The following is a 22,499-nucleotide window of genomic DNA, read 5'->3' as shown; positions in this document are numbered from 1 at the left end:
GTACGTGTTCACGAACAGGTGCAACGTCAGCCGATGCTGGCGGCTTCCTGCTTCCCGATGTACTTCACGTAACCCTCGGCCTCGAGCTGGTCGGCCAGCTCCGGGCCACCCGACTCGACGACCCGGCCGTTGGCGAAGACGTGCACGAAGTCGGGCGAGATGTACTTCAGGATCCGGGTGTAGTGCGTGATCAGCATGACGCCGACCTCGCCGGACTGCTTGTACCGGTTGACGCCCTCGGACACCACGCGCAGCGCGTCGACGTCCAGGCCGGAGTCGGTCTCGTCCAGGATGGCGATCTTCGGCTTGAGCAGCCCGAGCTGCAGGATCTCGTGGCGCTTCTTCTCACCGCCGGAGAAGCCCTCGTTGACCGAGCGCTCGGCGAAGGCCGGGTCGATGTCCAGGTCGGACATCGCCTCCTTGACCTCCTTGACCCAGTGGCGCAGCTTCGGCGCCTCGCCGCGCACGGCGGTGGCGGCGGTGCGCAGGAAGTTCGACATCGAGACGCCGGGCACCTCGACCGGGTACTGCATCGCGAGGAACAGGCCCGCGCGGGCGCGCTCGTCGACGGTCATCTCCAGCACATCCTCGCCGTCCAGCAGCACGGTGCCGGAGGTGATCTGGTACTTGGGGTGACCGGCGACGGCGTAGGACAGGGTGGACTTGCCCGAGCCGTTGGGACCCATGATGGCGTGGGTCTCGCCCGCCGCGATGGTCAGGTCGACGCCCTTGAGGATCTCCTTGGAGCCCTCCTCGGTGTTGACCGAGACGTGCAGGTCCTTGATCTCCAGAGTGGCCATTGGTGGTTCGTTCTCCTGGTGTTGCGAGCGGGGAGTCAGTTCGTGGTGGTGGTGACGTCCACGTAGACGTCGTCACCGCGGAGTTCGACGGCGAACACGTCGACGGGCTCGGTGGCGGGCGGCGAGGACGGGCGGCCGGTGCGCAGGTCGAAGCACGACCCGTGCAGCCAGCACTCCACGCCCTTGCGCGTCACCTCGCCCTCGCTGAGCGCGACCTCGGCGTGCGAGCACAGGTCGCGCAGCGCGTGCACGGCGTCGCCGTCGCGGACGAGCACGACCGGGGTGTACTCGTCGCCGACCTCGAACGCCGCGGGCTTGCGGTCGTCGAGGTCGGTCAGCGAGCACACCCGGATCACGCGCCCACCGCTTCGAGTTCCGCCTCGATGGCGGCTTCCAGGCGCTCGCGCACCTCGGGGACGCCGATCTTGAGCAGGATCTCGTGGAAGAACCCGCGCACGACCAGCCGGCGCGCCTGGTCCTCGGGGATGCCCCGCGCCTGGAGGTAGAACAGCTGCTCGTCGTCGAACCGGCCGGTCGCGCTGGCGTGGCCCGCGCCCTCGATCTCGCCGGTCTCGATCTCCAGGTTGGGCACCGAGTCGGCGCGCGCGCCGTCGGTCAGCACCAGGTTGCGGTTCAGCTCGAAGGTCTCGGTGCCCTCGGCCGCGGCGCGGATCAGCACGTCGCCGATCCACACCGTGTGCGCGTCGTCGCCCTGCAGCGCGCCCTTGTAGACCACGTTGCTGCGGCAGTTGGACACCGCGTGGTCGACGAACGTGCGGTGCTCCAGGTGCTGGCCCGCGTCGGCGAAGTACAGGCCGAGCAGCTCGGCGTCGCCGCCGCGACCGGTGTAGGTGACCACCGGGGTGAGGCGGACGAGGTCGCCGCCGAGGGTGACGACGGTGTGCTTGAACGTGGCGTCGCGGCCCAGCCGGGCGTGGTGCGCCGACACGTGCACCGCGTCGTCGGCCCAGTCCTGGATGGCGACCACGGTGAGGTGCGCGCCGTCACCGACGACGAACTCCACGTTGTCCGCGTACGCGCCCGAGCCGCGGTGGTCGACCACGACGACGGCCTCGGCGAACGGCTTCGCGTGCACGTGCAGGTGGCCGTAGGCGACCCGGCCCTCGCCGGGGCCGGTCACGGTGACCGTCGTCGGCCCGGACTTCGCGTCACCGGGGAGGGTGACGACGGTGGCCTCGGCGAACGAGGTCCACGCCTGGGCGGCGACGCGGTCACCGGGGGTGCCGGCGACGCCCAGCCGCTCGTCGCCGCGGGCGACGGTCTCGACCGAGACGCCCTCGGCGGCGACGACCTCGACGGTGGCCGTGCCGGTCGCCTCGGCGCCGTTGTGCAGGTTCGCCAGGCGCTTCATGGGGGTGAAGCGCCAGATCTCCTCGCGACCCCCGGGCACCTCGAACGCGTCCACGTCGAACGACGTGAAGTGGTCGGCGCGCGACGAGACGGGAGCACCTGCACCGTGCGAGTGGGCCGTCAGGCCGTGTTGCTGGTCTTCGGTGGTGACGGCCATGTCAGCCGACGGCCCCTTCCATCTGCAGCTCGATCAGGCGGTTCAGCTCGAGGGCGTACTCCATCGGCAGCTCGCGCGCGATGGGCTCGACGAACCCGCGCACGATCATCGCCATGGCCTCGTCCTCGTTGAGACCGCGGGACATCAGGTAGAACAGCTGGTCCTCGGAGACCTTCGAGACCGTGGCCTCGTGGCCCATCGACACGTCGTCCTCGCGGACGTCGACGTAGGGGTAGGTGTCCGAGCGGCTGATGTTGTCCACCAGCAGCGCGTCGCACTTGACCGTGGACTTCGAGTGGTGCGCCCGCTTGTTGACCTGCACGAGGCCGCGGTAGGAGGTGCGGCCGCCGCCGCGCGCCACCGACTTCGACACGATCGTGGACGACGTGTGCGGCGCCATGTGGACCATCTTGGCGCCCGCGTCCTGGTGCTGGCCCTCGCCCGCGAACGCGATCGAGAGGACCTCGCCCTTGGCGTGCTCGCCCATCAGGAACACGGCCGGGTACTTCATGGTGACCTTGGAGCCGATGTTGCCGTCGATCCACTCCATGGTCGCGCCCTCTTCGGCCTTGGCGCGCTTGGTGACCAGGTTGTAGACGTTGTTCGACCAGTTCTGGATGGTCGTGTAGCGGCAGCGGCCGCCCTTCTTGACGATGATCTCCACGACCGCGGAGTGCAGCGAGTCCGACGAGTAGATCGGCGCGGTGCAGCCCTCGACGTAGTGCACGTACGCGCCCTCGTCGACGATGATCAGCGTGCGCTCGAACTGGCCCATGTTCTCGGTGTTGATCCGGAAGTAGGCCTGCAGCGGGATCTCGACGTGCACGCCCTTCGGCACGTAGATGAACGAGCCGCCCGACCACACCGCGGAGTTCAGCGCGGAGAACTTGTTGTCACCCGACGGGATGACGGAGCCGAAGTACTCCTTGAACAGCTCCGGGTGCTCCTTGAGGGCCGTGTCGGTGTCGAGGAAGATGACGCCCTGCTCCTCGAGGTCCTCGCGGATCTTGTGGTAGACGACCTCGGACTCGTACTGGGCCGCGACACCGGAGACCAGGCGCTGCTTCTCCGCCTCCGGGATGCCCAGCTTGTCGTAGGTGTTCTTGATGTCGTCGGGCAGGTCGTCCCAGCTGGCCGCCTGCTTCTCGGTCGACCGGACGAAGTACTTGATCTTGTCGAAGTCGATGCCCGACAGGTCCGAGCCCCACGTGGGCATCGGCTTGCGGTCGAACAGGCGCAGCGCCTTCAACCGGAAGTCCAGCATCCACTCGGGCTCGTTCTTCTTGGCCGAGATGTCCCGGACGACGTCCTCGTCCAGGCCCCGGCGAGCGCTCGCGCCTGCCACGTCCGAGTCGGCCCAGCCGAACTCGTAGTTGCCGATGCTCGCCAGGGTCTCTTCCTGGGTGAGCGGGGCTGTGGTGGTGCGCTGCTCGGCAGCGGCAGTCATGCGGGCTCCCCTCCATCTGAGGTCTGATCGTCGGCCACGCCGACCGTGATCGGGGGTGTGTTCGGGATGTGCGTCGTGCACACGGCATCGCCGCGGGCGATGGTGGCCAGGCGCTGGACGTGCGTGCCGAGCAGGTCGGCGAACGCCGCCGTCTCGGTCTCGCACAACAGCGGGAACTCCGCCGCGACGTGCGCCACCGGGCACAGGTGCTGGCAGAGCTGCTCGCCCGCCCCCACGTGGCGCGCCGACGCAGCGTAGCCCTCCCTGGTCAACGCGACCGCGAGGGCCTTGGCCCGCTCCGCGGCGTCGGGCTGGGCCACGATGGCCGCGCGGTGCCGGTCGACGAAGGCGGACACCCGTCGTTCGGCGAAGGCCCGTACCGCCTCCTCCCCGCCCTGTTCGGCGAGGAACCGCAGCGCGGCCACGGCGAGGTCGTCGTAGGCGTGCCCGAAGCGGGCCCGCCCCTGCTCGGTCAGCAGGAAGAGCTTGGCCGGGCGACCCCGGCCGCGCTGACCCCGGCGCGGGGCCTCCCTGCTGGTCGCCTCGCCGTCGGCCACCAGCGCGTCGATGTGCCGGCGCACCGCCGTGGGGCTCAGGCCCAGCTGTTCCGCGACCCACGCCGCGGTCACCGGGCCCTGCTCCAGGAGGAGCCGTGCGACGGCGTGCCGGGTCCGCCCGTCGTGCCCGGGCGGCACGGCGGTCGACTCGGTCCCGACGTTTTTCACAACACCAGTGTTGCGTATTTCGCCGGCGGTCGCAAAGATCAACCCTCGTCGGGTGACCCGAGTCACCCCGCCGCCCGGTCGCTACCCTTCGGACGTGACGGCGGGCGGAATGGTGATGGCGAACCGGAGCGGGATCGGCGAGGCAGCACCCCTCGACGCGACCGAGCGCCGCCAGCTCGACGTGATCCGCCGGTGGGGCACGGTGGGCGCGTTGCTGCTGGCCGTCGGCTCCCTCGGGTCGGGCGCGGCGCCCGTGTTCAGCCCGCTGCCCGGCACGCCGCTGCTCGGCCTGTTCCCCCGGATGCCCAGCGCCGCGATGGCCGTCGCCTGGACCGGCATCTTCCTGATCGTGTCGGCGTGGCTGTGGCTGGGCCGGTTCGCGCGGCCCGGCCGCCCCCGGCTGGTGACGCGCAGCCAGCTCGACCGCACGCTGCTGATGTGGATCACGCCGCTGGTGTTCGTGCTGCCCATGTTCAGCCGCGACGTCTACAGCTACCTCGCGCAGTCGCAGATCGCGGCCAACGGGCAGGACCCGTACGAGCTGGGTCCGGCGACGGCGCTGGGCGTGGACCACGACCTGACCAAGAACGTGCCGAACATCTGGCGCGAGACGCCCGCGCCGTACGGGCCGCTGTTCCTGGCCGTCGGGCGGGTCATCTCGATGGTGACCGGCGACAGCGTGCTGCCCGGCGTGTTCCTGCACCGGCTGCTGGGGCTGCTGGGGCTGGCGATGATCGTGTGGGCGCTGCCGCGGCTGGCGCGGCGGTTCGGGGTGCCCCAGGTGAGCGCGCTGTGGCTGGGCGCGGCGAACCCGCTGGTGCTGTTCCACCTGGTTGTGGGCGTGCACAACGAGGGCCTGGCGATCGGCCTGATGCTGGTGGGGCTGGAGCTGGCGCTGCGGAAGATGCCCGTGGTGCCCGGCGCGCCCACGACCCGGGAAGAGCTGCTGTGGGTCGTGCTCGGGGCGACCATGATCACGATGGGCGCGGCGGTGAAGATCCCGGCCGCGCTGGCGCTCGGGTTCCTCGGCGTGGTGATGGCGCGGCGGTGGGGCGGGCGGCTGTCGGACCTGGTACGCGCGGCGGCGTTGCTGCTGGTCATCTCGGGTGTGGTGATGGTGGGCACGTGCGTCGGGACCGGGCTCGGGTTCGGGTGGGTGGAGACGCTGAACGTGGCCGGGACCGTGAAGAGCTGGATGTCGCCGCCGACCGCGATGGGGTTCATGGGCGGCGGGCTGGGGCTGCTGCTGGGGCTGGGCAACCACACCGAGTCGGTGATCGTGCTGATGCGGCTGGTGACGCAGGCCGTGTCGGTGGTGATCGTGGCGACGCTGCTGTGGAAGGCGTTCCGGGGGCGGATCAAGGCCATCAACGGCCTGGGCGCGGGGCTGGGGGCGGTGCTGGTGCTCGGGCCCGTGCTCCAGCCGTGGTACGTGCTGTGGGCGGCGTTGCCGCTGGCCACGGGCGTGCTGGCGCGGCGGTTCCGGGTCTTCGCGACCGCGGCGAGCGCCGTGATCGCGGTGATCCTGCCGCCGACGGGTTCGGCGTTCGACGGGCGTGCCTACATCGTGCCGCAGGCCGTGGCGGGCGCGCTGATCGCCTTCGCCCTGTGCCTCTTCGTCGCCCGCAAGCAGGTCCTCCCCCTGCTCAAGCGCGACCCCCTCCCGGGCTCCGCCTGACCACCGACCCGAGAGTCCAACGCTCAGGTCGCGAGAGTCCAACGCTCAGAGCACCCGAGTTCAACGCTCGTGACGAGCCGGGCGTGCGCTGAGCGTTGAACTCACCCCTCCTGAGCGTTGGACTCTCGCGCGTTGAGCGTTGGACTCTCGCGCGGGTGGGTGTAACGGGTGGGGGTGGGGGGCGAGGTAGGGGGTGCGGGAGGATCGGGGCCCGGTGGGAGGAGGGCGTCGTGGTGGACGTGCCCAGGGAGCAGATCCGGTTCGCCGTCGTGCTCAACGGGGGTGTGAGCCTCGCCGTGTGGATGGGCGGGGTGGTCCTCGAACTCGACCGGCTGACCAGGGGCGACGGGCCGTACGCCGACCTGCTGGACATGGTCGGCAGCACGGCCCGCGCCGACGTCATCACCGGCACGTCGGCGGGCGGCATCAACGGCGCGGCGCTGGCGTTGTCCCAGGTCAACGCCAACGCCCGGCTCGAACGGCTGCGCGACCTGTGGGCCGAGCAGGGCCGCATGGAGCAGCTGCTGCGCACGCCGTTCCGCGGCCAGCCGGTGTCGCTGCTGCGCGGCGACGAGTTCTTCCTCCCCCGGCTCCAGGAGGCCCTGGAACGCCTCACCGCCGACTTCAGCCCGCAGGAGGACCGCCCGGTCGACCTGCGGATCACCACGACGCTCCTCGCGGGCGTCCCCACGCTCACCTACGACGACCTGGGCCAGCCCCTCGTGCAGGCCAGCCACCAGGGCAGCTTCTCGTTCCGCCGCGACCCCGGCGGCCGGGACGACTTCGCACCCGACAAACTGCCCACCCTCGTCACCAGGCTCGCCCTGGCCGCGCGCTCCTCCGCCTCGTTCCCGTTCGCCTTCGAACCGTCGTTCATCCCCGTCGCACCCGGCGCGCCCGACGGCGACAAGCCCAACATGGCCGAGGTCGCCTCCTGGGCCAACGACACCGACAACCGGTCCCGCTACGCCGTCGACGGCGGGGTGCTGGTCAACACCCCCACCAAGGAGGCGCTGGAGGCCATCGACCGGATGCCCGCCGAGGGCCCGGTCCGGCGGGTCATGCTGCTGGTCTTCCCGCACGCGCCCGAAGCCGTCGTGGAGCCGGTCGCCCCCGTGGACGGCGCGCTGCCCAGCACCATCGCCACCGGCGGCAAGCTGCTCGGCGCGCTGACCAGCCAGAGCGGCCGCACCTACGTCGAGCGCATCGAGGAGCACAACCGCAACGCCGCCTCCCGCCGCGGCGGGCGCAACGCCCTGCTGGACCGGCTCGCGTCGGGCGGTTCGGTCACCGCCAAGCTGTACGCGCTGGCCGCGACCCTGCACGACCACTACGAGGACGTGCGCATCCGGCACGCCGCCCGCGACATCACGTCCCGCCAGTTCGAGGTGCCGGGCGCGAACGCCGCCGGCTGGACGTTCGAACGGGTCCGCGCGGCGGCCGAGGCGGCGCAGCGCGAGTACCGCGCGGAGCAGGGCCGGCTGCCGTACGTGCCGACGAGGCCGCAGCCGGTCGCGCTGCCCGACCACGGCTGGCCGTGGGGCATCACGATGGCCGAACGCCTCGCCTCCGCCGCGATGGACCTGCTCAAGCGCCTCGTGTGGGTGATGCCGGACGCCCAGCGGCTCGCGCTGGCGCGCACGAACCTGTTCGACGTGCGGGCCAGGCTGCGCGCCCTGCGGGTGGAGCTGGACGAGCACTGGACCACCGCCGTGCAGGAGGAGCTGGACCAGGAGTACTGGGAACGGCGGGTCCACCGGTTCGCGGCGAAGATGCTGGACGAGCCGGACGGCGTCGGCCAGCGGGTCCGCGAGCAGGTGGAGCGCATCGCCGGCGTGCTCGGCGACGCCAACGACATCCTCGACCGGCTGGACGACGAGCACCTGCGGGTGGGCGGGCTGCGGTCGTGGCACCGGCTGCTGACCGAGCCGCGCACCGGGGCGGAGGCCGACGCGGGGCTGGTGGCGGGTGAGCTGTGGCTGGCCCGGGTGCTGGCGCTGGAGGTCGCCACGACGTGCCTGGCCGACGACACGCGCGGCGGGCTGGACCAGGCCGTCGAACTGGTCCAGATCAGCCTCCAGACGCGCAACGCGTTCGCCGAGTACAGCCTCACCCCCGAGGACAAGGCGGGTGGCGCGTCGCTGCACCGGTTCTCCGGGTTCCTCAAGCGGTCCTGGCGGGTCAACGACTGGATCTGGGGCCGGCTGGACGGCGCGTCGATGCTGTGCAAGGTGGTGTTCGACCCGAAGCGGCTGCTGCGGGTCGACCGGCTGACCGGCGGTGGCGGCGACCCCGTCGCACGGGCCGCGGCCAAGGTCGACGAGCTGGTGGTGAAGCTCTTCGGCGACGGGTTGCCCGACGAGCTGGTGCCGTACGTCGAACGGGCGAAGGCGGAGCTGGGGGCGGTGTACGCCGACCCGGAGGGCGACCACCCGCCGACGTGCGCGGCGCTGGCGGAGCTGGCCGCGTGGGGCCTGCACACCCGGATCATCTGCGAGGAGCTGCCGGCGCTGCGCGCCGCGATCCTGGCCGACCGGCACGAGGGCGCGGACCGGCGGTCGCGCGGTGAGCTGTTCCTGGAGGAGCAGGCCTCGCTGCTGGCCCGCCTGCCCGTGCGCACGGACTCGGACCGGGTCGAGGTGGGCGTGCGGGGGCTGGCCGCGTTCGACCGGGCGGGCATCGGGCGCGAGCCGCTGGTGCAGGAGGCGAGCAGCGACCAGGTGATCCGGACGGCGGCGACGGCCGCGGCCGTGGCGATCACCGTGGCGGACAGCGACAACTCCGGGTTGGGCACGGCGAAACCGCTGACCAGGACGTTGCGCGGGGCGGCGCTGCTGCCGTACTGGACGATCACCGGGCTGACCAGGGGCGGGCGGTTGGCCCAGTTCCTGGGGCTGCTGGGGTTCGCGCTGGGCGGCGCGCTGCTGGTGCTGTCGCTGTTCGACCTGCTGCCGCCGTGGGCGCTGGGCCCGGCGGCGGCGTTCGGCGGGGGCACGCTGCTGGCCGCGTTCGGGTACGCGGCGCTGCGCTCGGGCACGCTGCTGCACGGGTTGGTGCTGCTGTCGCCGGTGATCCCGCTGGTGACGGTGGCGATCGACCGGACCCGGCACGCGTTGGCGTCCGGGGAGACCGGTGACCAGGCCGTGACGGGCATGGTGGCCGTCGGCGGCGTGCTGCTGGTCGTGGTGGGGCTGCTGGTCATCGGGAGCCTGCCCGCGCCGGTGGGCACGCCGTTGGCCGTGCTGGGCAAGCTGCGGTTGAAGCCGCGGTTGCTGCTGCGGGTGCTGGTGGCGGCGGTGATCGTGGTCGGCGTGTGGGCCGTGGTGCGGTACCGGCTGTACGACCTGAGCCCGGGGCTGGTGGTGGTCGGCACGCTCGTGGCGATCGCGTTCGGCGCGGCCGTGTCGTACACGTTGGGCAGCTCGTTGCGGCGGTGGCGCCAGGTGGGCGGGGTGTGGGACACGGAGGCCGCCGAGCCGCCCGCGTCCGCGACCGCCGGGTGGGCCGCCGTGTACGGGTCCGTGCTGCTGCTCCTGGCCGCCGCGGTGCAGGTGTTCTCGCTGCGGTTCACCGGGTGGGAGGCGGTGCTGGGGACGGCGTTGGCGTTCGGGCTGGTGCTGCTGCTGGTGACGACGTGGTGGGTGCCGCTGCGGGCGCGGCGGACCATCGCCACGTCGCTGGTGGAGCAGATGTCCATCCTGGACTTCGACGCCGACGACGTGGCCGAGGCGCTGCTGAAGCGGCTGGAGGGCAACGGGATGCTGTTCAAGTTCCTCACCGAGCTGGACGACGCGGGCAGGCCCCGCCTGAGCGCGGGCGGCCGCCGCGTCGCCCACCGCGCGGCCCGCCGTTCCGCCACGGGCACCGACCACGACTGACCCGTGTGTCGAACGCCCACGCCCCGTGTGTCGAACCTCCGGGCCCGGTGTGTCGAACGCCCGGGCCGCGTGTGTCGAACGCCCGGGACCGCCGAGTTCGACGTTCAGGACGCCGGTGCCCGGGCCAGGACCGGTCCTGAGCGTTGAACTCGGGGGTCGTGAGCGTTCGACACACCGGACGTGGGCGTTCGACACACGAGGCCTGGGGGTTCGACACACGGGGTCAGGCGGCCAGGGCCGGCTCGGGCAGGGCGGGGATGCCGATGGCGCGGGCGTAGAGGGACTCGAAGGTCTCCAGCGTGGTGTCGATGGCGTGGGCGGCGATCAGCTCGCTGCTCGCCGCACCCATCCGCACCGTCACGCCCGGGTCCGCGGTCACGGCGTGCAGCCGGTCGGCCAACCCGCGCACGTCACCCGGCGTGAACAGCCAGCCGTTGCGCCCCGGGCGGCACAGGTGCGGCAACGCCATCGCGTCCGCCACCACCACCGGCTTGCCCGCGGCCATCGCCTCCATCGTCGCCAGGCTCTGCAGCTCGGCGATGCCGGGCATGCAGAACACGTCCGCGCCGGCGTAGGCGTCCAGCAGCTCCTCCTCCCCCACGAACCCGCGGAACCGCACCCGGTCGGCCACGCCCAGGTCGCGCGCCAGCAGCTCCCACTCCGCCCGGCACGACCCGTCGCCCACGATCTCCGCGTGCAGCCGCGGCACCAGCGCCACCGCCCGCAGCAGCTCGTCCACCCGCTTCTCCTCGTCCAACCGGCCCACGAACAGCACGGTCGGCGCGTCGGTCCGCCGCACGGGGCGGCGCGACCGGTACCGGTCGATGTCGATGCCGCACGACACCGGCACGGCCCGTTCGGGGAACCCGTTGTCGTGCAGCAGCCGCACGGCCCGCGGCGTCGGCGCGGTCACCACGTCGGCGTCCCCGAACACCCGCCCCAGGTCCCGCCACGCCCACCGCGACGCCGCGCCACGCAACCACTCCGGCACGCGGGCGTGCCCGAACAGGTTCTCCGGCATGAAGTGGTTGGTCGCCACGGTCGGGATGCCGACCGCCGCCGCCCGCCGCAGCACGTACCGCCCCACCACGAAGTGCGCCTGCACGTGCACCAGGTCGGGCCGCAGCTCCGCCAGCAGCGCGTCGACGTCCCGGCGCACCTCCCACGGCAGGCCGATGCGGAACGTGCGGTGGAACGGCGTGCGGTGCGACCGCAGCCGGTGCACGGTGATCCCGTCGGCGCGCTCGGTGCGGGCCGCGCCGTCCGGCGACACGCAGATCACGTGCACGTCGTGGCCGCGGCCGGCCAGACCCGTGGCGAGGCGGTGGGCGAACCGGGCCGCGCCGTTGACGTCCGGGGGGAACGTCTCCGCGGCGATCACGATCCGCATGGCGCGTCCGTTGGTCACTGTCGTCTCCGATCTGGTGGGAACTGCGGGTCTGGTGGGAACTGCGGGAAGGTTTCGGGTGCGGGCCAGCGCGACGACACCGCCGACGGCGACCGCGGCGCACACCGCCTCGGCGGCGGCCACGAGCGGGCTGGTCCGGTTCGCCTCGCCGAGCAGCCCCGCGCCGATGCCGACGGCGACGAGCGGGTCCACGACGGTGAGGCAGGCGACCACCAGGTGCGGCGGTCCGCCGGCGTAGGCGTGCTGGATGAACCAGCCGCCGACGACGAGGGCGGCGGCGATGCCCGCCGCCGAGAGCGCGGTCGTCCACCCCGGGCCGCCCCGCTGGACGTCCTGGGACACCGACCGCATGAGCACGGAGACGAAGCCGTAGGCGACACCGCCCGCCGCGCCGAAGCCGAGGGCGCGCACGGCCGGGCGGGTCGACAGCACGCCGACCAGGCCCGGGACCGCGACGAGGCCGAGCGCCAGCAGCGCGGCCGTCACCTCGGCCTCCGGCGCGACGGCGGTGGACGTGGCGCTGCCCGCGGCCAGGAGCACGAACGCGCCCACGCCGAACGTGGTCCACGCGACGGCGGGCAGCTCGCGGCGGCGACCGTCGAGGACCGCGGTGATGCCGATGGCCACCACGCCGACCGGCTGCACCACGCTCAACGGCGCCATCCCCAGCGCCGCGGCGTGCACACCGGCCCCGAGGACGAGCAGGAGCAGGCCCAGCAGCCACCGCGGCCGGCGCAGCAGCTCCAGGACCCGCAGCGCGTCCCCGCTCGCCCGCACGGCGTCGTGCTGGAGGCGGGCGGCGAAGGCGAAGAACACCGCGCCGAGCACCGCCAGCACGACCGCGACCCCCGTCACGACGCCTCCTCGCGGCGCAGGACCGCGGAGGCCAGCGCGAACAGCAGGCCGTACAGCAAGGCGAACAAAAGGCGTTCGAAAAGGCCGAGCACGACCACGCCGTCGCCCTGGACCACCGAGACGTGGCTGAGCATGAATGCCACCGCGGTGACGCCCGCGGCAACGGAAATTCGACGCAACGCGGCACTCGCGAGGAACGTCCGGGAAATCAGCCACCCGGCCAGCGGCAGGCTCGCGAACATCACCGCGCCCGCGTACCGGTGCACCGCGCCGGAGAACGACGTGGGAGAGCCGGTCGGGTCCGTGGGGAACACCGTCGCCACCGCCAGGCCCGCCGACCACAGCCCCATCAGCGCCGCCACCGGCCCCGACTTGGGCAAACCGGAGCGGACGAGGGCGACGAGCAGGCCGATCGAGGCCGCCGCCAGCGTCAACGAGGTGACGGCGAGCAGGCCGCCGCCGTTGGCGACGAACACGTAATCGCTGACCGTGTACCTGATCGGGCTGAGCTCCCCGGCCGACGACACGTGCAGGTAAACAATCGGGAACAGCGACAGGACGAGTCCCACAACAGCCGGCGGCAGCACCGCCGTCCGCGTTTTCCCCCGGATCTCCACCACGGGAAAATCCTCGCCGGAAATGGCGGCCGAACCTATCGGGAACACCCCCGAGGCGACCCTGAAGCCACCCGGAGGCCCCCGGTGGGGTTGACCCCACCACGGGGGTGGGGCAGGCCACGCCCTAGGCTTCCGCGACGTGAGCCCGCACCCCCAGCACCCTGCCGTGGAAGTGTCGGGGCTGGTCAAGCGCTACGGCTCCACCGTCGCGGTGAGCGGGCTCGACCTGACCCTGGACACCGGCACGGTCCTCGCGCTGCTCGGTCCCAACGGGGCGGGCAAGACGACGACCGTCGAGGTGTGCGAGGGGTTCCGGGCGGCCGACGGCGGCGAGGTGCGCGTCCTCGGGCTCGACCCGAGGCGCGACGGCGAGCGGCTGCGGCCCCGCATCGGCGTCATGCCGCAGGGCGGCGGCGGCTACCCCGGCGTGCGGGCCGACGAGATGCTGCGCCTCGTGGCCGCCTGCGCCGCCAACCCCCTCGACCCCGCGTGGCTGCTGGACGTGCTGGGCCTGTCCTCCTCGGTCCGCACCCCGTACAAGCGGCTCTCCGGCGGGCAGCAGCAGCGCCTGTCGCTGGCGTGCGCCCTGGTCGGGCGGCCCGAGCTGGTGTTCCTGGACGAGCCGACCGCGGGCATGGACCCGCAGGCCCGCCGCCTGGTGTGGGAGCTGGTGTCGGCGCTGCGCGCGGACGGCGTGAGCGTGCTGCTGACCACGCACCTGATGGACGAGGCCGAGGCGCTCGCCGACCGGGTCGTCATCGTGGACGCGGGTCGCGTCGTGGCCCAGGGCAGCCCGTCCGAGCTGACCGAGCACCGCGGCGACGAGCGGCAGCTGCGCTTCCGCGCCCGGCCCGGCCTGGACCTGACCCTGCTGCGCGACGCCCTGCCCGAGGGCCTGGACGTGCGCGAGTCCGGCCGCGGCACCTACGTCGTGCAGGGCGACATCGACCCGCAGGTGCTGTCCACGGTCACGTCGTGGTGCGCCCAGCAGGGCGTGCTGGCCGAGGAGCTGACCGTGGCCAGGCGCAGCCTGGAGGACGTGTTCCTGGACCTGACCGGCAGGGAGCTGCGCTCGTGACCGAACCCCAGCCGCCGCGCGCCGCGACGTTCGCGCCGGGCACGTTCACGCCCGCGCCGGGTCGCGGCAGGCTCGGGCGGATGCTGCTCGCGCAGGCTCGCACCGAGACCGTGCTCACGCTCCGCAACGGCGAGCAGATCCTGCTGACCGTGCTCATCCCGGTCGCGCTGCTGGTCGCGATGAGCCTCATGGACGTCCTCCCGGTGCCCGAACCGCGGGTCGGGTCGGCCACCGCGCGCATCCTCGCGCTCGCCGTCATCTCGTCCGCGTTCACCGGGCAAGCGATTGCGCTGGGCTTCGACCGCCGCTACGGCGTGCTCAAGCGGCTCGCGGCGACCGCGCTCCCCCGCTGGCTGCTGGTCACCGGGCGGGTCGTCTCGGCGCTGGCCGTCGTCGCCGTGCAGGTCGTGATCATCGCCGTGACGGCCCTGCTGCTGGGCTGGCGACTACCACCCGTGACCGGCGTGCTGTGGGCGGTCGTGCTGCTCGTGCTGGGCACGCTGTCGTTCGGCGCGCTCGGCGTGCTGCTCGGCGGGGCGCTGCGGGCGGAACTCGTGCTCGCGCTGGCCAACATCGTGTGGTTCGTGCTGCTGCTCATCGGCGGTGTCGCGCTCGGCGTGGACACCCTGCCGGCGTGGCTGGCGACCGTCGTGGACGCGCTGCCGTCCGCCGCGCTCGCCCTGGCGCTGCACGACGCCGTGGTCGAGGGCGCGGCGCCCGGACTCGGGCACGTCGCCGTGCTCGTGGTGTGGGGCGTGGCCGCCGGGGCGCTCGCGACGCGGACCACCAGGCTCGGCTGACACCCCGGGCGGCGGTTCTCAGCCGGTGGTACCTACCATCGGTCCGTGTCCGCCCCATCCTGGTTCACCGGCTTCCTCAGCACGTTCCAGCGCGCGTTCGCCATCGCGGTCGTGATCGCCCAAGGTGGCATCGCGGTCACCGGGTCGATCGTGCGGGTGACCGGGTCGGGCCTGGGCTGCCCCACCTGGCCGCAGTGCTTCGAGGGCAGCCTCGTGCCGGTCGAGCACCCCGAGGTGGCGTCGCTGCACCAGTGGGTCGAGTTCGGCAACCGCACCCTGACCGGCGTGGTCGGCGTCATCGCCGCGCTGTGTGTCCTGGCCGCCTGGTTCAACCGGCCGCGGCGCAAGCGGGTCGTGGTGCTGGCGCTCGTGCAGTTCGGCGGGGTGGTGCTGCAGGCCGTGATCGGCGGGTTCACCGTGCTCACCGGGTTGCTGTGGTGGACGGTGAGCGTGCACTTCCTGGTGTCGATGGCGCTGGTCTGGTTCGCGGTGCTGCTGGTGGCGGCGCTGGGCGAGGGCGACGAGCCCGCCCGGCCGCGCGTGCCGCGGGGGCTGCTGGCGCTCCAGGTCGTGCAGGCGGTGACGCTGGGGCTGCTGCTGCTGGTCGGGACGTTCGTCACCGCCGCCGGGCCGCACGCCGGCGACGCCGCCACGCCGCGCCTGGACGTGCCGGTGGACACGTTGGCCCAGCTGCACGCCGACCTGCTGTTCCTGTTCCTCGGCATGCTCGTCGCCCTGGGCTTCGCGCTGCGCGGGCACCCCGTGCCGCGGCGGCCGTACGCCGCGCTGGTCGCCGTCGTGCTGGCGCAGGGCGCGCTGGGCATGGTCCAGTACTGGACCGGGGTGCCCGAGGTGCTCGTCTCGCTGCACGTGCTGGGCGCCGGCGCGGTGGTCGTCGCGACGGCGGCGATGTGGGTGTCGACCCGCGAACGCGCTCACCGCGACGACGAGGGCCTGCGCTCCCAGACCGCCGGCAGTTCGGTCGCCAGCCACGTGTAGACCTCGTCCACGGTCCGCAGCCGCATCGCGCGCTCCGGGTCACCGCTCATCAGCCGCATCCCGGCCTCGGTCAGCTCGCGCACGCTGACCAGCGCGTCCAGCTTGCGCTGCACCAGGTCGACCCAGCGCTTCTCGTTGATCCGGTACTGCGCCGCCTGCCTGCCGCGCCGGGTGCGCTTCGTCACCAGACCCGCGTTGACCAGGAACTTCAGGTTCGTGCTGATCGAGCCGCTGCTCGCCTCCAACTCCTGGGACAGCTCGGCGGCGGTCCGCTCCGTGGGCTGGCACACCAGCAGGTAGCCCAGGATGCGCCCGCCGATCAGCGGGATGCCCTCCTCGGCGAAGTGCGCCGCGAACCGCTCGATCCACGCCGACAGCCGCGTTTCCCGTCCGACGCTCATCCGACCCCCTCGGCTCCACGGCCGACGCTTCGGTCGGCACTGAAGGCACGATAGGTCGTGTGCTGATCATCACGCAAAGGCGACGCGCCGGGCGGTGAGCGTGGAATTCGGGGGTCCCGGGCGTTCGACACACGGGACCTGAGGGTTCGACACACGGGACCTGGGGGTTCGACGCGCGGGGTGGTCAGAGGCGGCGCAGGCCGGCGAGGACGCGTTCCATCAGGCCCAGGTCCGGTTGGGCGCCGTCGGTGGACGCGGTCTCGTGCACGTCGATCAGGCCGCGCTCGGCCATGTCGCCCAGCAGCACCTTGGCCACGCCCAGCGGCAGCCGCAGCAGGGCGGCGACCTCGGCCACCGACCGCGGCCGGGCGACCAGCGAGATCACCTCGTGGTACTCGGCCTTCATCGCTCCCGGGTAGTCCCAGTCCACCGCCGAGACCAGCGTCTCGATCTCCAGGTGGATCGACGACGTGGTCCGCCCGCCGGTCCACGAGTAGGCGCGGACGATCGACGCCGCCTCCTCGCGCGGGTAGTCGAACTCGTCCTCGTCGTCGTCGAAAACGGGGCGGTGGGGCTTGGTGTCCCCGGTCGCGGCCTCGTCCGACCGCTCGGGCTCCGGCCTGCCCTGCCTGCGACGGCGGGAGGAGTTGAAGCTGAACCCGTTGAGCAGGGCGGCGAACGTCTCGTCCGACGCCCCTGGCTCCTCGTTCCGGTCCATGACCACCTCACGCAGACGGGCGTGCCATCATCCGCTTCGCACCGTGGAGCTGGGCACGCAGCTCGGGGGTCAGGAGCTGGCCGACCTGGTCCACGACCACGGTCATCTCGTAGGCGACCTGGCCGACGTCGGCGTCCGGGGCGGCGAGCACGGCGAGGCACGAGCCGTCCCTGATGGACATCAGGAGCATGATCCCGTACTCCATCTCGATCACCGAGCGCAACACGCCGCCACCGTCGAAGCACCGCGCCGCCGACTCGGTCAGGCTCGCCACGCCCGCCGCGATCGCGGCCAACTGGTCGGCCCGGTCGTCGGGCAGGCCGTTGGACGCGGTCAGCAGCAACCCGTCCACCGAGATCACCACGGCGTGGGCCACCCCGGGCACGCGGTCGACGAAGTTGCTCACCAACCAGCCGAACTGGTCGACCTGCCGCGACTTCTGCGTGCTCATCCGTTCTCCTGCCCAGCTCGATTCTCACCGGATCCCCGCACACCTTGCCGGATGCCGGTCTGGTAGCTGGCGAGGAAACCGCGTGTCGCCTGCGGATCCCTCCGGACGGGTGCCACCGCGTCGGGTGCACTCGGCCGTTCGGCCACCAGGTTGCTCCGCGGCTGCCGCTTGGGCAGTTCCGCCGGGATGTCGTTCACGGGCTTGTCGGTCACGGGCGCCTCTGCGCGCGCGTGGGTGTCCGCGGCGCGGTGCCGCGCCGGTTCCGCGGGTCCGGACGGCACCGGACCGCCGCCGAACCAGGTCGAGGCGGTGCGCCGCGGTGCGGACGCGGCGGGCGGGGTGGACGAGGTGCCGTTGGACGTGGTGGCGGGCGGCTGGTCCGCGGCGCGGCCGCGGAACGGGCTCCAGCCGTCCGCGTCCAGTGGCACCGGCTGGGGCAGGACCGGTTGGGGCGGCACGGGCGGCGGCACGGTCGCGCGCGGCGGCACGGGCTGGGGACCGGTCGACGGGACGACGGGCTGCGGGCCCGTGGTGCGCGGCGACCCCGGCCGCGGGCCAGCGGCACGGGGCAGGACCGGCTGCGGACCCGTCGACGGCACGACCGGCTGCGGACCCGTGGTGCGCGGCGACCCCGGCTGCGAGCCGGTCGAGGCCACGACGGGCTGCGGGCCCGTGGTGCGCGGCGACGCCGGCTGCGGCCCCGTCGAGGGCACGGCGGGCTGCGGACCCGTGGCGCGGGACGGGGTCGGTTGCGGGCCGGTCGAGGTGAGGGACGACTGGACCGGGATGGAGCGCGTCGGGGTGGTCGAGCGCACCAGCTCGGCCGGCAGCGCCACGACCGCGCGCAGCCCGTCGCCCTGCTCCCGCAGCGCCACCTCGATGCCGTGCCGCCCGGCCAGCCTGCCGACCACGTAGAGGCCGAGCTGGCGCGACACCGGCAGCTCGCCGTCGTCCTCGGACGCGGCCAGCGCGATCCGCCGGTTGGCCTGCGCCAGGTCCTCCTCCGACATGCCGACGCCCAGGTCGACCACGTCCACGAGCACCCCGCCGCCGGGCCGCGCCCGACCGCCGACGACCACCTGGGTGCGCGGCGGCGAGAACGTGGTGGCGTTGTCCAGCAGCTCGGCGACCAGCCGGACCAGGTCGCCCGCGGCGTAGCCTACGACCTCCACCGTCGGGGTGGTCTGCACGACGACCCGCTGGTACTGCTCGATCTCGGACGCGGCGGCGCGCAGCACGTCGCCCAGCGGCACCGGGCGGGTGAAGCGGCGGGCCACGTCGCTGCCCGACAGCACCATCAGGTTCTCGTTGTTGCGGCGCATCCGGGTGGCGAGGTTGTCCAGCTTGAACAGGTTCGCGAGCTGCTCGGGGCTCTCCTCCTGCCGCTCCAGCTCCTCCATGAGCTTGAGCTGCCGCTCCACGAGGCCCTGGCTGCGGCGGGACAGGTTGATGAACGCGTTGCGCATGCCGGTGCGCAGGTCGGCCTGCTCGGCGGCGGACGAGACGGCCTGCCGGTGCACCGCGTCGAACGCGCGCGCCAACTGGCCCAGCTCCTCCCTGGTGTGCACGGGGACGGGCTCGACGGTGACGTCGTGCGCGGCGTTGTCCCGCAGCTGCGCGACCAGGGTGGGCAGGCGGTGCTCGGCCACGTCGAGCGCGGCGGTGCGCAGCGCGCGCAGGGAGCGCAACAGGTAGCTGCCGACGACGAACCCGACCGCGGCGGCGGTGAACATCGAGGCGAGCAGCAGCACGGCCGCCGCGCCCGCCCGGTCGCTGGTCGTGTCCTGCAACCGGCCGGCGGCGGTGGTCAGCTGGCCCTCCAGCGACCGCAGCACCACGCCGAGCTGCTTGAGGGTGCTCTCGGAGCCGCTGTTCCACGGCTCGGCCTTGACGAGCAGCCGCACCGCGTTGGCGTTGGTGCGCACCTGCTGGAACAGGCTGTTGCGCAGGTCCACCTCCTGGCCGGAGACGGTGCTGCGGTAGTCGGCCTGCTGCTGGGGCGTGGCGACGGCGGAGAAGTCGGCCAGCTTGTCCTGCTGGCGGGTGTAGGACTGCTCCAGCGCCGTGTCCTCGCTCTCCAGGAGCCTGCCGCGGCTGATGCCGGCCAGCACCGTGGCGTGCTGCCAGGACACCTGCTCACCCGCCATGGCCAGGTTGTGCAGGGCGGTCGCGGTGCCCGACAGGGCCGGGTCGCCGAAGTCGCCGACCATGGCCTGGTCGAAGTCGAGCAGGGCGCGCAGGACCACCGTGTAGCCGCCGATCGCGCCTTCCAGGTCGACGCTGCCCGACAGCACCCGCTCGCGCAGCTGGGGCAGGCCGTCGAGCTGGACGACGGCGTCGCGGAACCGGGCGTTGGCGACCTCGCCGAGGGTGGTGGTGCGCTCCATCAGGTTCCGCACGCCGGCGGCGGCGTTGTCCGTGGCGCGCGTCAGCGGCCGGAAGCCGGTCTCCGCCACGCCCGCGCCCTCGGGCCGCTGCGCCGAGAACGCGCGTTCGGCCTGCACGCCGGCGATCAACGGGTCCATGCCGGCACGCAGCGTCACGACCCGCTGCATCGCGCCGTAGGTGTCGGCGGCCTTGACGTACCCGCGGATCTGCACCACGCCGGTGACGACGGCGACGAGCACCGGCACCGCCAGGACGGCGGCGAGCTTGACCGGCAGGCGCCAATTCCGCCAGTCCGCGACGGCCCTCCACCACTGCCCGCGCGCGTTGTTGTCGCCAGTCACCAGACAAGCCCCGGAAAGTCCGTAGTTGTTTCGAAGTTGAACGACGTCGACGCATTGATGACCGACGAGCGTGGTGTTGCTGGGCGGATAGTAGGTGGTGGACAGGCGCGGGACAACGACCTTGCGGTCGGTCCTCATCCGATCGGCGCAGCGTGACGACGACAGGCCCGGCGGAGGCCGGTCGCGACAACGTTCCGGCATCGGCTGAGCAGCGATGACACGGCCGTTCGCGGCACGTCGTTGACTGGCGGCGCAACGCGGTTACGCTGAGCGCTCGCCGCCGGCCCGCGCATCCGCGTGCGCGGCGAGGCAAATCCCCGTGGAGGATTGATGACGAAGGCGATCCTGCCTCCGACGGATTCCAGACCCGCCCGCGGCGGGCGCGGCTTCGCCACTTTCGACGACCCGGGGTCACCCCTGTTGGTCGACGAAGCGGGCGAGCCGGACTTCGTCGCGCTTCAGGCGAGCGATGATTTCCGCGAGCTGCGCCGGCGGATAATGATCTTCGTGGTGCCCGCCACGTGCGGGTTCCTGCTGTGGTACCTGGGATACGTCGCGCTGTCGGCGTACGCGCCCGACTTCATGGGCAGGCCGGTGTGGGGCGTGCTGAACGTGGGCCTGCTGTTCGGCCTGCTCCAGTTCGTGACGACCATCGCGCTGACGCTGGGTTACGCCCGCTACGCGCGGCTCAAGCTCGACCCGCAGGTCGGCGCGGTCCGCTCGCTCACCGCGGAGGACCGGGGCTGATGGGCGGCAACACCGCGATCAACCTGGGCGTCTTCGGCGTCTTCGTGTTGATCACCCTCTACATCGTGTACCGGGCGGGCAGCCGCAACGCCACCGCGTCGGACTACTACGCGGCGGGCAGCAGCTTCACCGGGCCCCAGAACGGAATCGCACTTTCGGGTGACTTCCTGTCCGCCGCGTCGTTCCTCGGCATCTCCGGCAGCATCGCGGTCAACGGCTACGACGGGTTCCTCTACTCGATCGGCTGGGTCGTGTCCTGGCTGCTCGGCCTGATGATCATCTCGGAGCGGCTGCGCAACACCGGCCGGTTCACCCTCGGCGACGTGCTGGCGTTCCGGATGCGGCAGCGGCCGGTGCGCGCCGCGGCGGCCAACGTGACCCTGGTGATCTCGCTGTTCTACATGATCGCGCAGATGGCGGGCGCGGGCGCGCTGATGGCGCTGCTGCTCGACGTGCACAGCAAGGTCGGCCAGTCGGTCATCATCGCCGTGGTCGGCATCGTCATGGTGCTGTACGTGCTGGTCGGCGGGATGAAGGGCACCACCTGGGTGCAGATCATCAAGGCCGTCTTCCTGATCACGTGCGTGACCCTGATGACGGTGTTCCTGCTGGGCAAGTTCGGGTTCAGCCTGTCGGCGATCCTGGAGACGGCCTCGCGCAACACCCCGCTCGGGCCGGAGGTGCTGGAGCCGGGCGTGCGGTACGGGGCGACCCCGACGAGCCGGCTCGACTTCATCTCGCTGGCGCTGGCCCTGGTCCTGGGCACCGCGTCGCTGCCGCACGTGCTGATGCGCTTCTACACCGTGCCGAACGCCCGCGAGGCGCGCCGGTCGGTGGTGTGGGCGACGTGGATGATGGCCACGTTCTACCTGTGCACGCTGGTCATCGGCTTCGGCGCGCTGGCGCTGGTCGGGTCGAAGGACATCGTGGCCGCGCCGGGCGGCGAGAACTCCGCCGCGCCGCTGCTGGCCTACGAGATCGGCGGCGCGGTGCTGCTGGGCGTGGTGAGCGCGGTGGCGTTCGCGACGATCCTGGCGGTGGTGGCCGGTCTGACGTTGACGGCGTCGGCGTCGTTCGCGCACGACGTGTACGCGAACGTGATCAAGCGGGGCCAGGCCGACCCGCGCTCGGAGGTGCGGGTCGCCCGGTTGACCGCCGTCGCCGTCGGCCTGCTGGCGATCGTCGGCGGCATCGCGGCGAACGGGCAGAACGTGGCGTTCCTGGTGGCGCTGGCGTTCGCGCTGGCGGCGTCGGCGAACCTGTCGACCATCATCTACTCGATGTTCTGGAAGCGGTTCACCACGTCGGGCACGCTGTGGGCGGTGTACGGCGGGCTCGGGTCGTGCGTCCTGCTGCTGGTCTTCTCCCCCGCCGTGTCCGGCGCGAAGTCGTCGATCTTCCCGGACGTGGACTTCGCCTGGTTCCCGCTGAGCAACCCGGGCCTGGTGTCGATCCCGTTCTCGTTCCTGTGCGGCTACCTGGGCACGGTGCTGAGCCGGGAGGAGCCCGACCCGGCCAAGCAGGCCGAGATGGAGGTCCGCTCGGTGACCGGCATCGGTTCCGGGCTGCGGTAGGCCGTTCCCGCACGACGCCGAACGCCGGAGCGACCAGCGCTCCGGCGTTCTCGCGGCGAGCGTTCT

General features: G+C 72.6%; 18 protein-coding genes. 7 read left to right on the top strand and 11 right to left on the bottom strand.

The features are described from left to right. Positions 1-26: 26 nt before the first annotated feature. Genes sufC through ACIGNX_RS32875 form a run of 5 tightly spaced genes read right to left on the bottom strand, consistent with a single transcriptional unit; the run spans position 27 to position 4,500 of the window. The gene (sufC, locus tag ACIGNX_RS32895; protein WP_396545117.1) at positions 27-800 is read right to left on the bottom strand and encodes a Fe-S cluster assembly ATPase SufC; all 774 of its coding nucleotides are present in this window, start codon (positions 798-800) and stop codon (positions 27-29) included. A gap of 35 nt (positions 801-835) precedes the next feature. Further along, positions 836-1,156, bottom strand: a complete 321-nt coding sequence (locus ACIGNX_RS32890; protein ID WP_396545115.1) for a non-heme iron oxygenase ferredoxin subunit — start codon at positions 1,154-1,156, stop codon at positions 836-838. Continuing rightward, entirely contained in the window at positions 1,153-2,328 is a 1,176-nt protein-coding gene (gene sufD, locus ACIGNX_RS32885; protein ID WP_396545113.1) for a Fe-S cluster assembly protein SufD, read from the bottom strand. Before sufD ends, ACIGNX_RS32890 begins: the two co-directional genes overlap by 4 nt. Before the next feature lies 1 nt (position 2,329). Next, the gene (gene sufB / locus ACIGNX_RS32880; RefSeq protein ID WP_396545111.1) at positions 2,330-3,775 is read right to left on the bottom strand and encodes a Fe-S cluster assembly protein SufB; all 1,446 of its coding nucleotides are present in this window, start codon (positions 3,773-3,775) and stop codon (positions 2,330-2,332) included. Then, positions 3,772-4,500 (bottom strand): helix-turn-helix transcriptional regulator, encoded by a 729-nt coding sequence (locus tag ACIGNX_RS32875; RefSeq protein ID WP_396545109.1) that lies wholly within the window; start codon positions 4,498-4,500, stop codon positions 3,772-3,774. Before ACIGNX_RS32875 ends, sufB begins: the two co-directional genes overlap by 4 nt. A 109-nt stretch (positions 4,501-4,609) precedes the next feature. Here ACIGNX_RS32875 and mptB point away from each other — a divergent pair, with 109 nt between their 5' ends. Both mptB and ACIGNX_RS32865 read left to right on the top strand, forming a co-directional pair. Continuing rightward, positions 4,610-6,178, top strand: coding sequence for a polyprenol phosphomannose-dependent alpha 1,6 mannosyltransferase MptB (gene mptB / locus ACIGNX_RS32870; RefSeq protein WP_396545139.1), 1,569 nt, complete (start codon positions 4,610-4,612; stop codon positions 6,176-6,178). 233 nt (positions 6,179-6,411) lie between these two features. Beyond that, positions 6,412-10,056, top strand: coding sequence for a patatin-like protein (locus ACIGNX_RS32865; RefSeq protein ID WP_396545107.1), 3,645 nt, complete (start codon positions 6,412-6,414; stop codon positions 10,054-10,056). Positions 10,057-10,279: 223 nt separating this feature from the next. Here ACIGNX_RS32865 and ACIGNX_RS32860 read toward each other — a convergent pair whose 3' ends face one another. Both ACIGNX_RS32860 and ACIGNX_RS32855 read right to left on the bottom strand, forming a co-directional pair. Further along, on the bottom strand, positions 10,280-12,319 hold the full coding sequence (locus ACIGNX_RS32860; RefSeq protein ID WP_396545105.1) for a glycosyltransferase: 2,040 nt from the start codon (positions 12,317-12,319) through the stop codon (positions 10,280-10,282). Beyond that, complete coding sequence (locus ACIGNX_RS32855; protein ID WP_396545103.1) at positions 12,316-12,939, bottom strand: DUF998 domain-containing protein; 624 nt, start codon at positions 12,937-12,939, stop codon at positions 12,316-12,318. The genes ACIGNX_RS32860 and ACIGNX_RS32855 overlap by 4 nt, the downstream gene beginning before the upstream one ends. Positions 12,940-13,075: 136 nt before the next feature. Here ACIGNX_RS32855 and ACIGNX_RS32850 point away from each other — a divergent pair, with 136 nt between their 5' ends. The 3 genes from ACIGNX_RS32850 (at position 13,076) to ACIGNX_RS32840 (ending at position 15,813) form a co-directional block, all read left to right on the top strand. Next, complete coding sequence (locus ACIGNX_RS32850) at positions 13,076-14,014, top strand: ABC transporter ATP-binding protein (protein ID WP_396545102.1); 939 nt, start codon at positions 13,076-13,078, stop codon at positions 14,012-14,014. 80 nt (positions 14,015-14,094) lie between these two features. Beyond that, positions 14,095-14,814, top strand: coding sequence for an ABC transporter permease (locus ACIGNX_RS32845; protein WP_396545137.1), 720 nt, complete (start codon positions 14,095-14,097; stop codon positions 14,812-14,814). Between the two features lie 45 nt (positions 14,815-14,859). Further along, positions 14,860-15,813, top strand: coding sequence for a heme A synthase (locus ACIGNX_RS32840; protein ID WP_396545100.1), 954 nt, complete (start codon positions 14,860-14,862; stop codon positions 15,811-15,813). Here the strand turns inward: ACIGNX_RS32840 and ACIGNX_RS32835 are convergent. From ACIGNX_RS32835 to ACIGNX_RS32820, 4 genes are all read right to left on the bottom strand, one after another. Further along, entirely contained in the window at positions 15,750-16,214 is a 465-nt protein-coding gene (locus ACIGNX_RS32835) for a GbsR/MarR family transcriptional regulator (RefSeq protein WP_396545098.1), read from the bottom strand. The genes ACIGNX_RS32840 and ACIGNX_RS32835 overlap by 64 nt on opposite strands. A gap of 184 nt (positions 16,215-16,398) precedes the next feature. Continuing rightward, a complete protein-coding gene (locus ACIGNX_RS32830; protein ID WP_396545096.1) occupies positions 16,399-16,932 on the bottom strand; it encodes a DUF742 domain-containing protein in 534 nt (177 codons plus the stop codon). Positions 16,933-16,939: 7 nt separating this feature from the next. Beyond that, on the bottom strand, positions 16,940-17,383 hold the full coding sequence (locus ACIGNX_RS32825) for a roadblock/LC7 domain-containing protein (protein ID WP_396545094.1): 444 nt from the start codon (positions 17,381-17,383) through the stop codon (positions 16,940-16,942). After that, entirely contained in the window at positions 17,380-20,112 is a 2,733-nt protein-coding gene (locus ACIGNX_RS32820; protein ID WP_396545092.1) for a nitrate- and nitrite sensing domain-containing protein, read from the bottom strand. Before ACIGNX_RS32820 ends, ACIGNX_RS32825 begins: the two co-directional genes overlap by 4 nt. A 330-nt stretch (positions 20,113-20,442) precedes the next feature. Here ACIGNX_RS32820 and ACIGNX_RS32815 point away from each other — a divergent pair, with 330 nt between their 5' ends. Continuing rightward, the gene (locus tag ACIGNX_RS32815; RefSeq protein WP_396545090.1) at positions 20,443-20,859 is read left to right on the top strand and encodes a DUF485 domain-containing protein; all 417 of its coding nucleotides are present in this window, start codon (positions 20,443-20,445) and stop codon (positions 20,857-20,859) included. Further along, positions 20,859-22,433, top strand: a complete 1,575-nt coding sequence (locus tag ACIGNX_RS32810; RefSeq protein WP_396545088.1) for a cation acetate symporter — start codon at positions 20,859-20,861, stop codon at positions 22,431-22,433. Before ACIGNX_RS32815 ends, ACIGNX_RS32810 begins: the two co-directional genes overlap by 1 nt. The last annotated feature ends 66 nt before the right edge of the window (positions 22,434-22,499 follow it).

This window comes from Actinosynnema sp. NPDC053489, assembly GCF_044544865.1.
Classification (GTDB): Bacteria; Actinomycetota; Actinomycetes; order Mycobacteriales; family Pseudonocardiaceae; genus Actinosynnema.
Note: the sequence above shows the minus strand (reverse complement) of the source record. Positions and strands in the feature narration are given on the sequence as shown.

Bases quoted from the DNA above. Each gene is read 5' to 3' on its own strand.
- sufC (WP_396545117.1), bottom strand. From the start codon at position 800: ATGGCCACTCTGGAGATCAAGGACCTGCACGTCTCGGTCAACACCGAG.
- sufD (WP_396545113.1), bottom strand. From the start codon at position 2,328: ATGGCCGTCACCACCGAAGACCAGCAACACGGCCTGACGGCCCACTCG.
- sufB (WP_396545111.1), bottom strand. From the start codon at position 3,775: ATGACTGCCGCTGCCGAGCAGCGCACCACCACAGCCCCGCTCACCCAG.
- mptB (WP_396545139.1), top strand. From the start codon at position 4,610: ATGGTGATGGCGAACCGGAGCGGGATCGGCGAGGCAGCACCCCTCGAC.
- ACIGNX_RS32845 (WP_396545137.1), top strand. From the start codon at position 14,095: ATGCTGCTCGCGCAGGCTCGCACCGAGACCGTGCTCACGCTCCGCAAC.
- ACIGNX_RS32835 (WP_396545098.1), bottom strand. From the start codon at position 16,214: ATGAGCGTCGGACGGGAAACGCGGCTGTCGGCGTGGATCGAGCGGTTC.
- ACIGNX_RS32830 (WP_396545096.1), bottom strand. From the start codon at position 16,932: ATGGACCGGAACGAGGAGCCAGGGGCGTCGGACGAGACGTTCGCCGCC.
- ACIGNX_RS32825 (WP_396545094.1), bottom strand. From the start codon at position 17,383: ATGAGCACGCAGAAGTCGCGGCAGGTCGACCAGTTCGGCTGGTTGGTG.
- ACIGNX_RS32815 (WP_396545090.1), top strand. From the start codon at position 20,443: ATGACGAAGGCGATCCTGCCTCCGACGGATTCCAGACCCGCCCGCGGC.
- ACIGNX_RS32810 (WP_396545088.1), top strand. From the start codon at position 20,859: ATGGGCGGCAACACCGCGATCAACCTGGGCGTCTTCGGCGTCTTCGTG.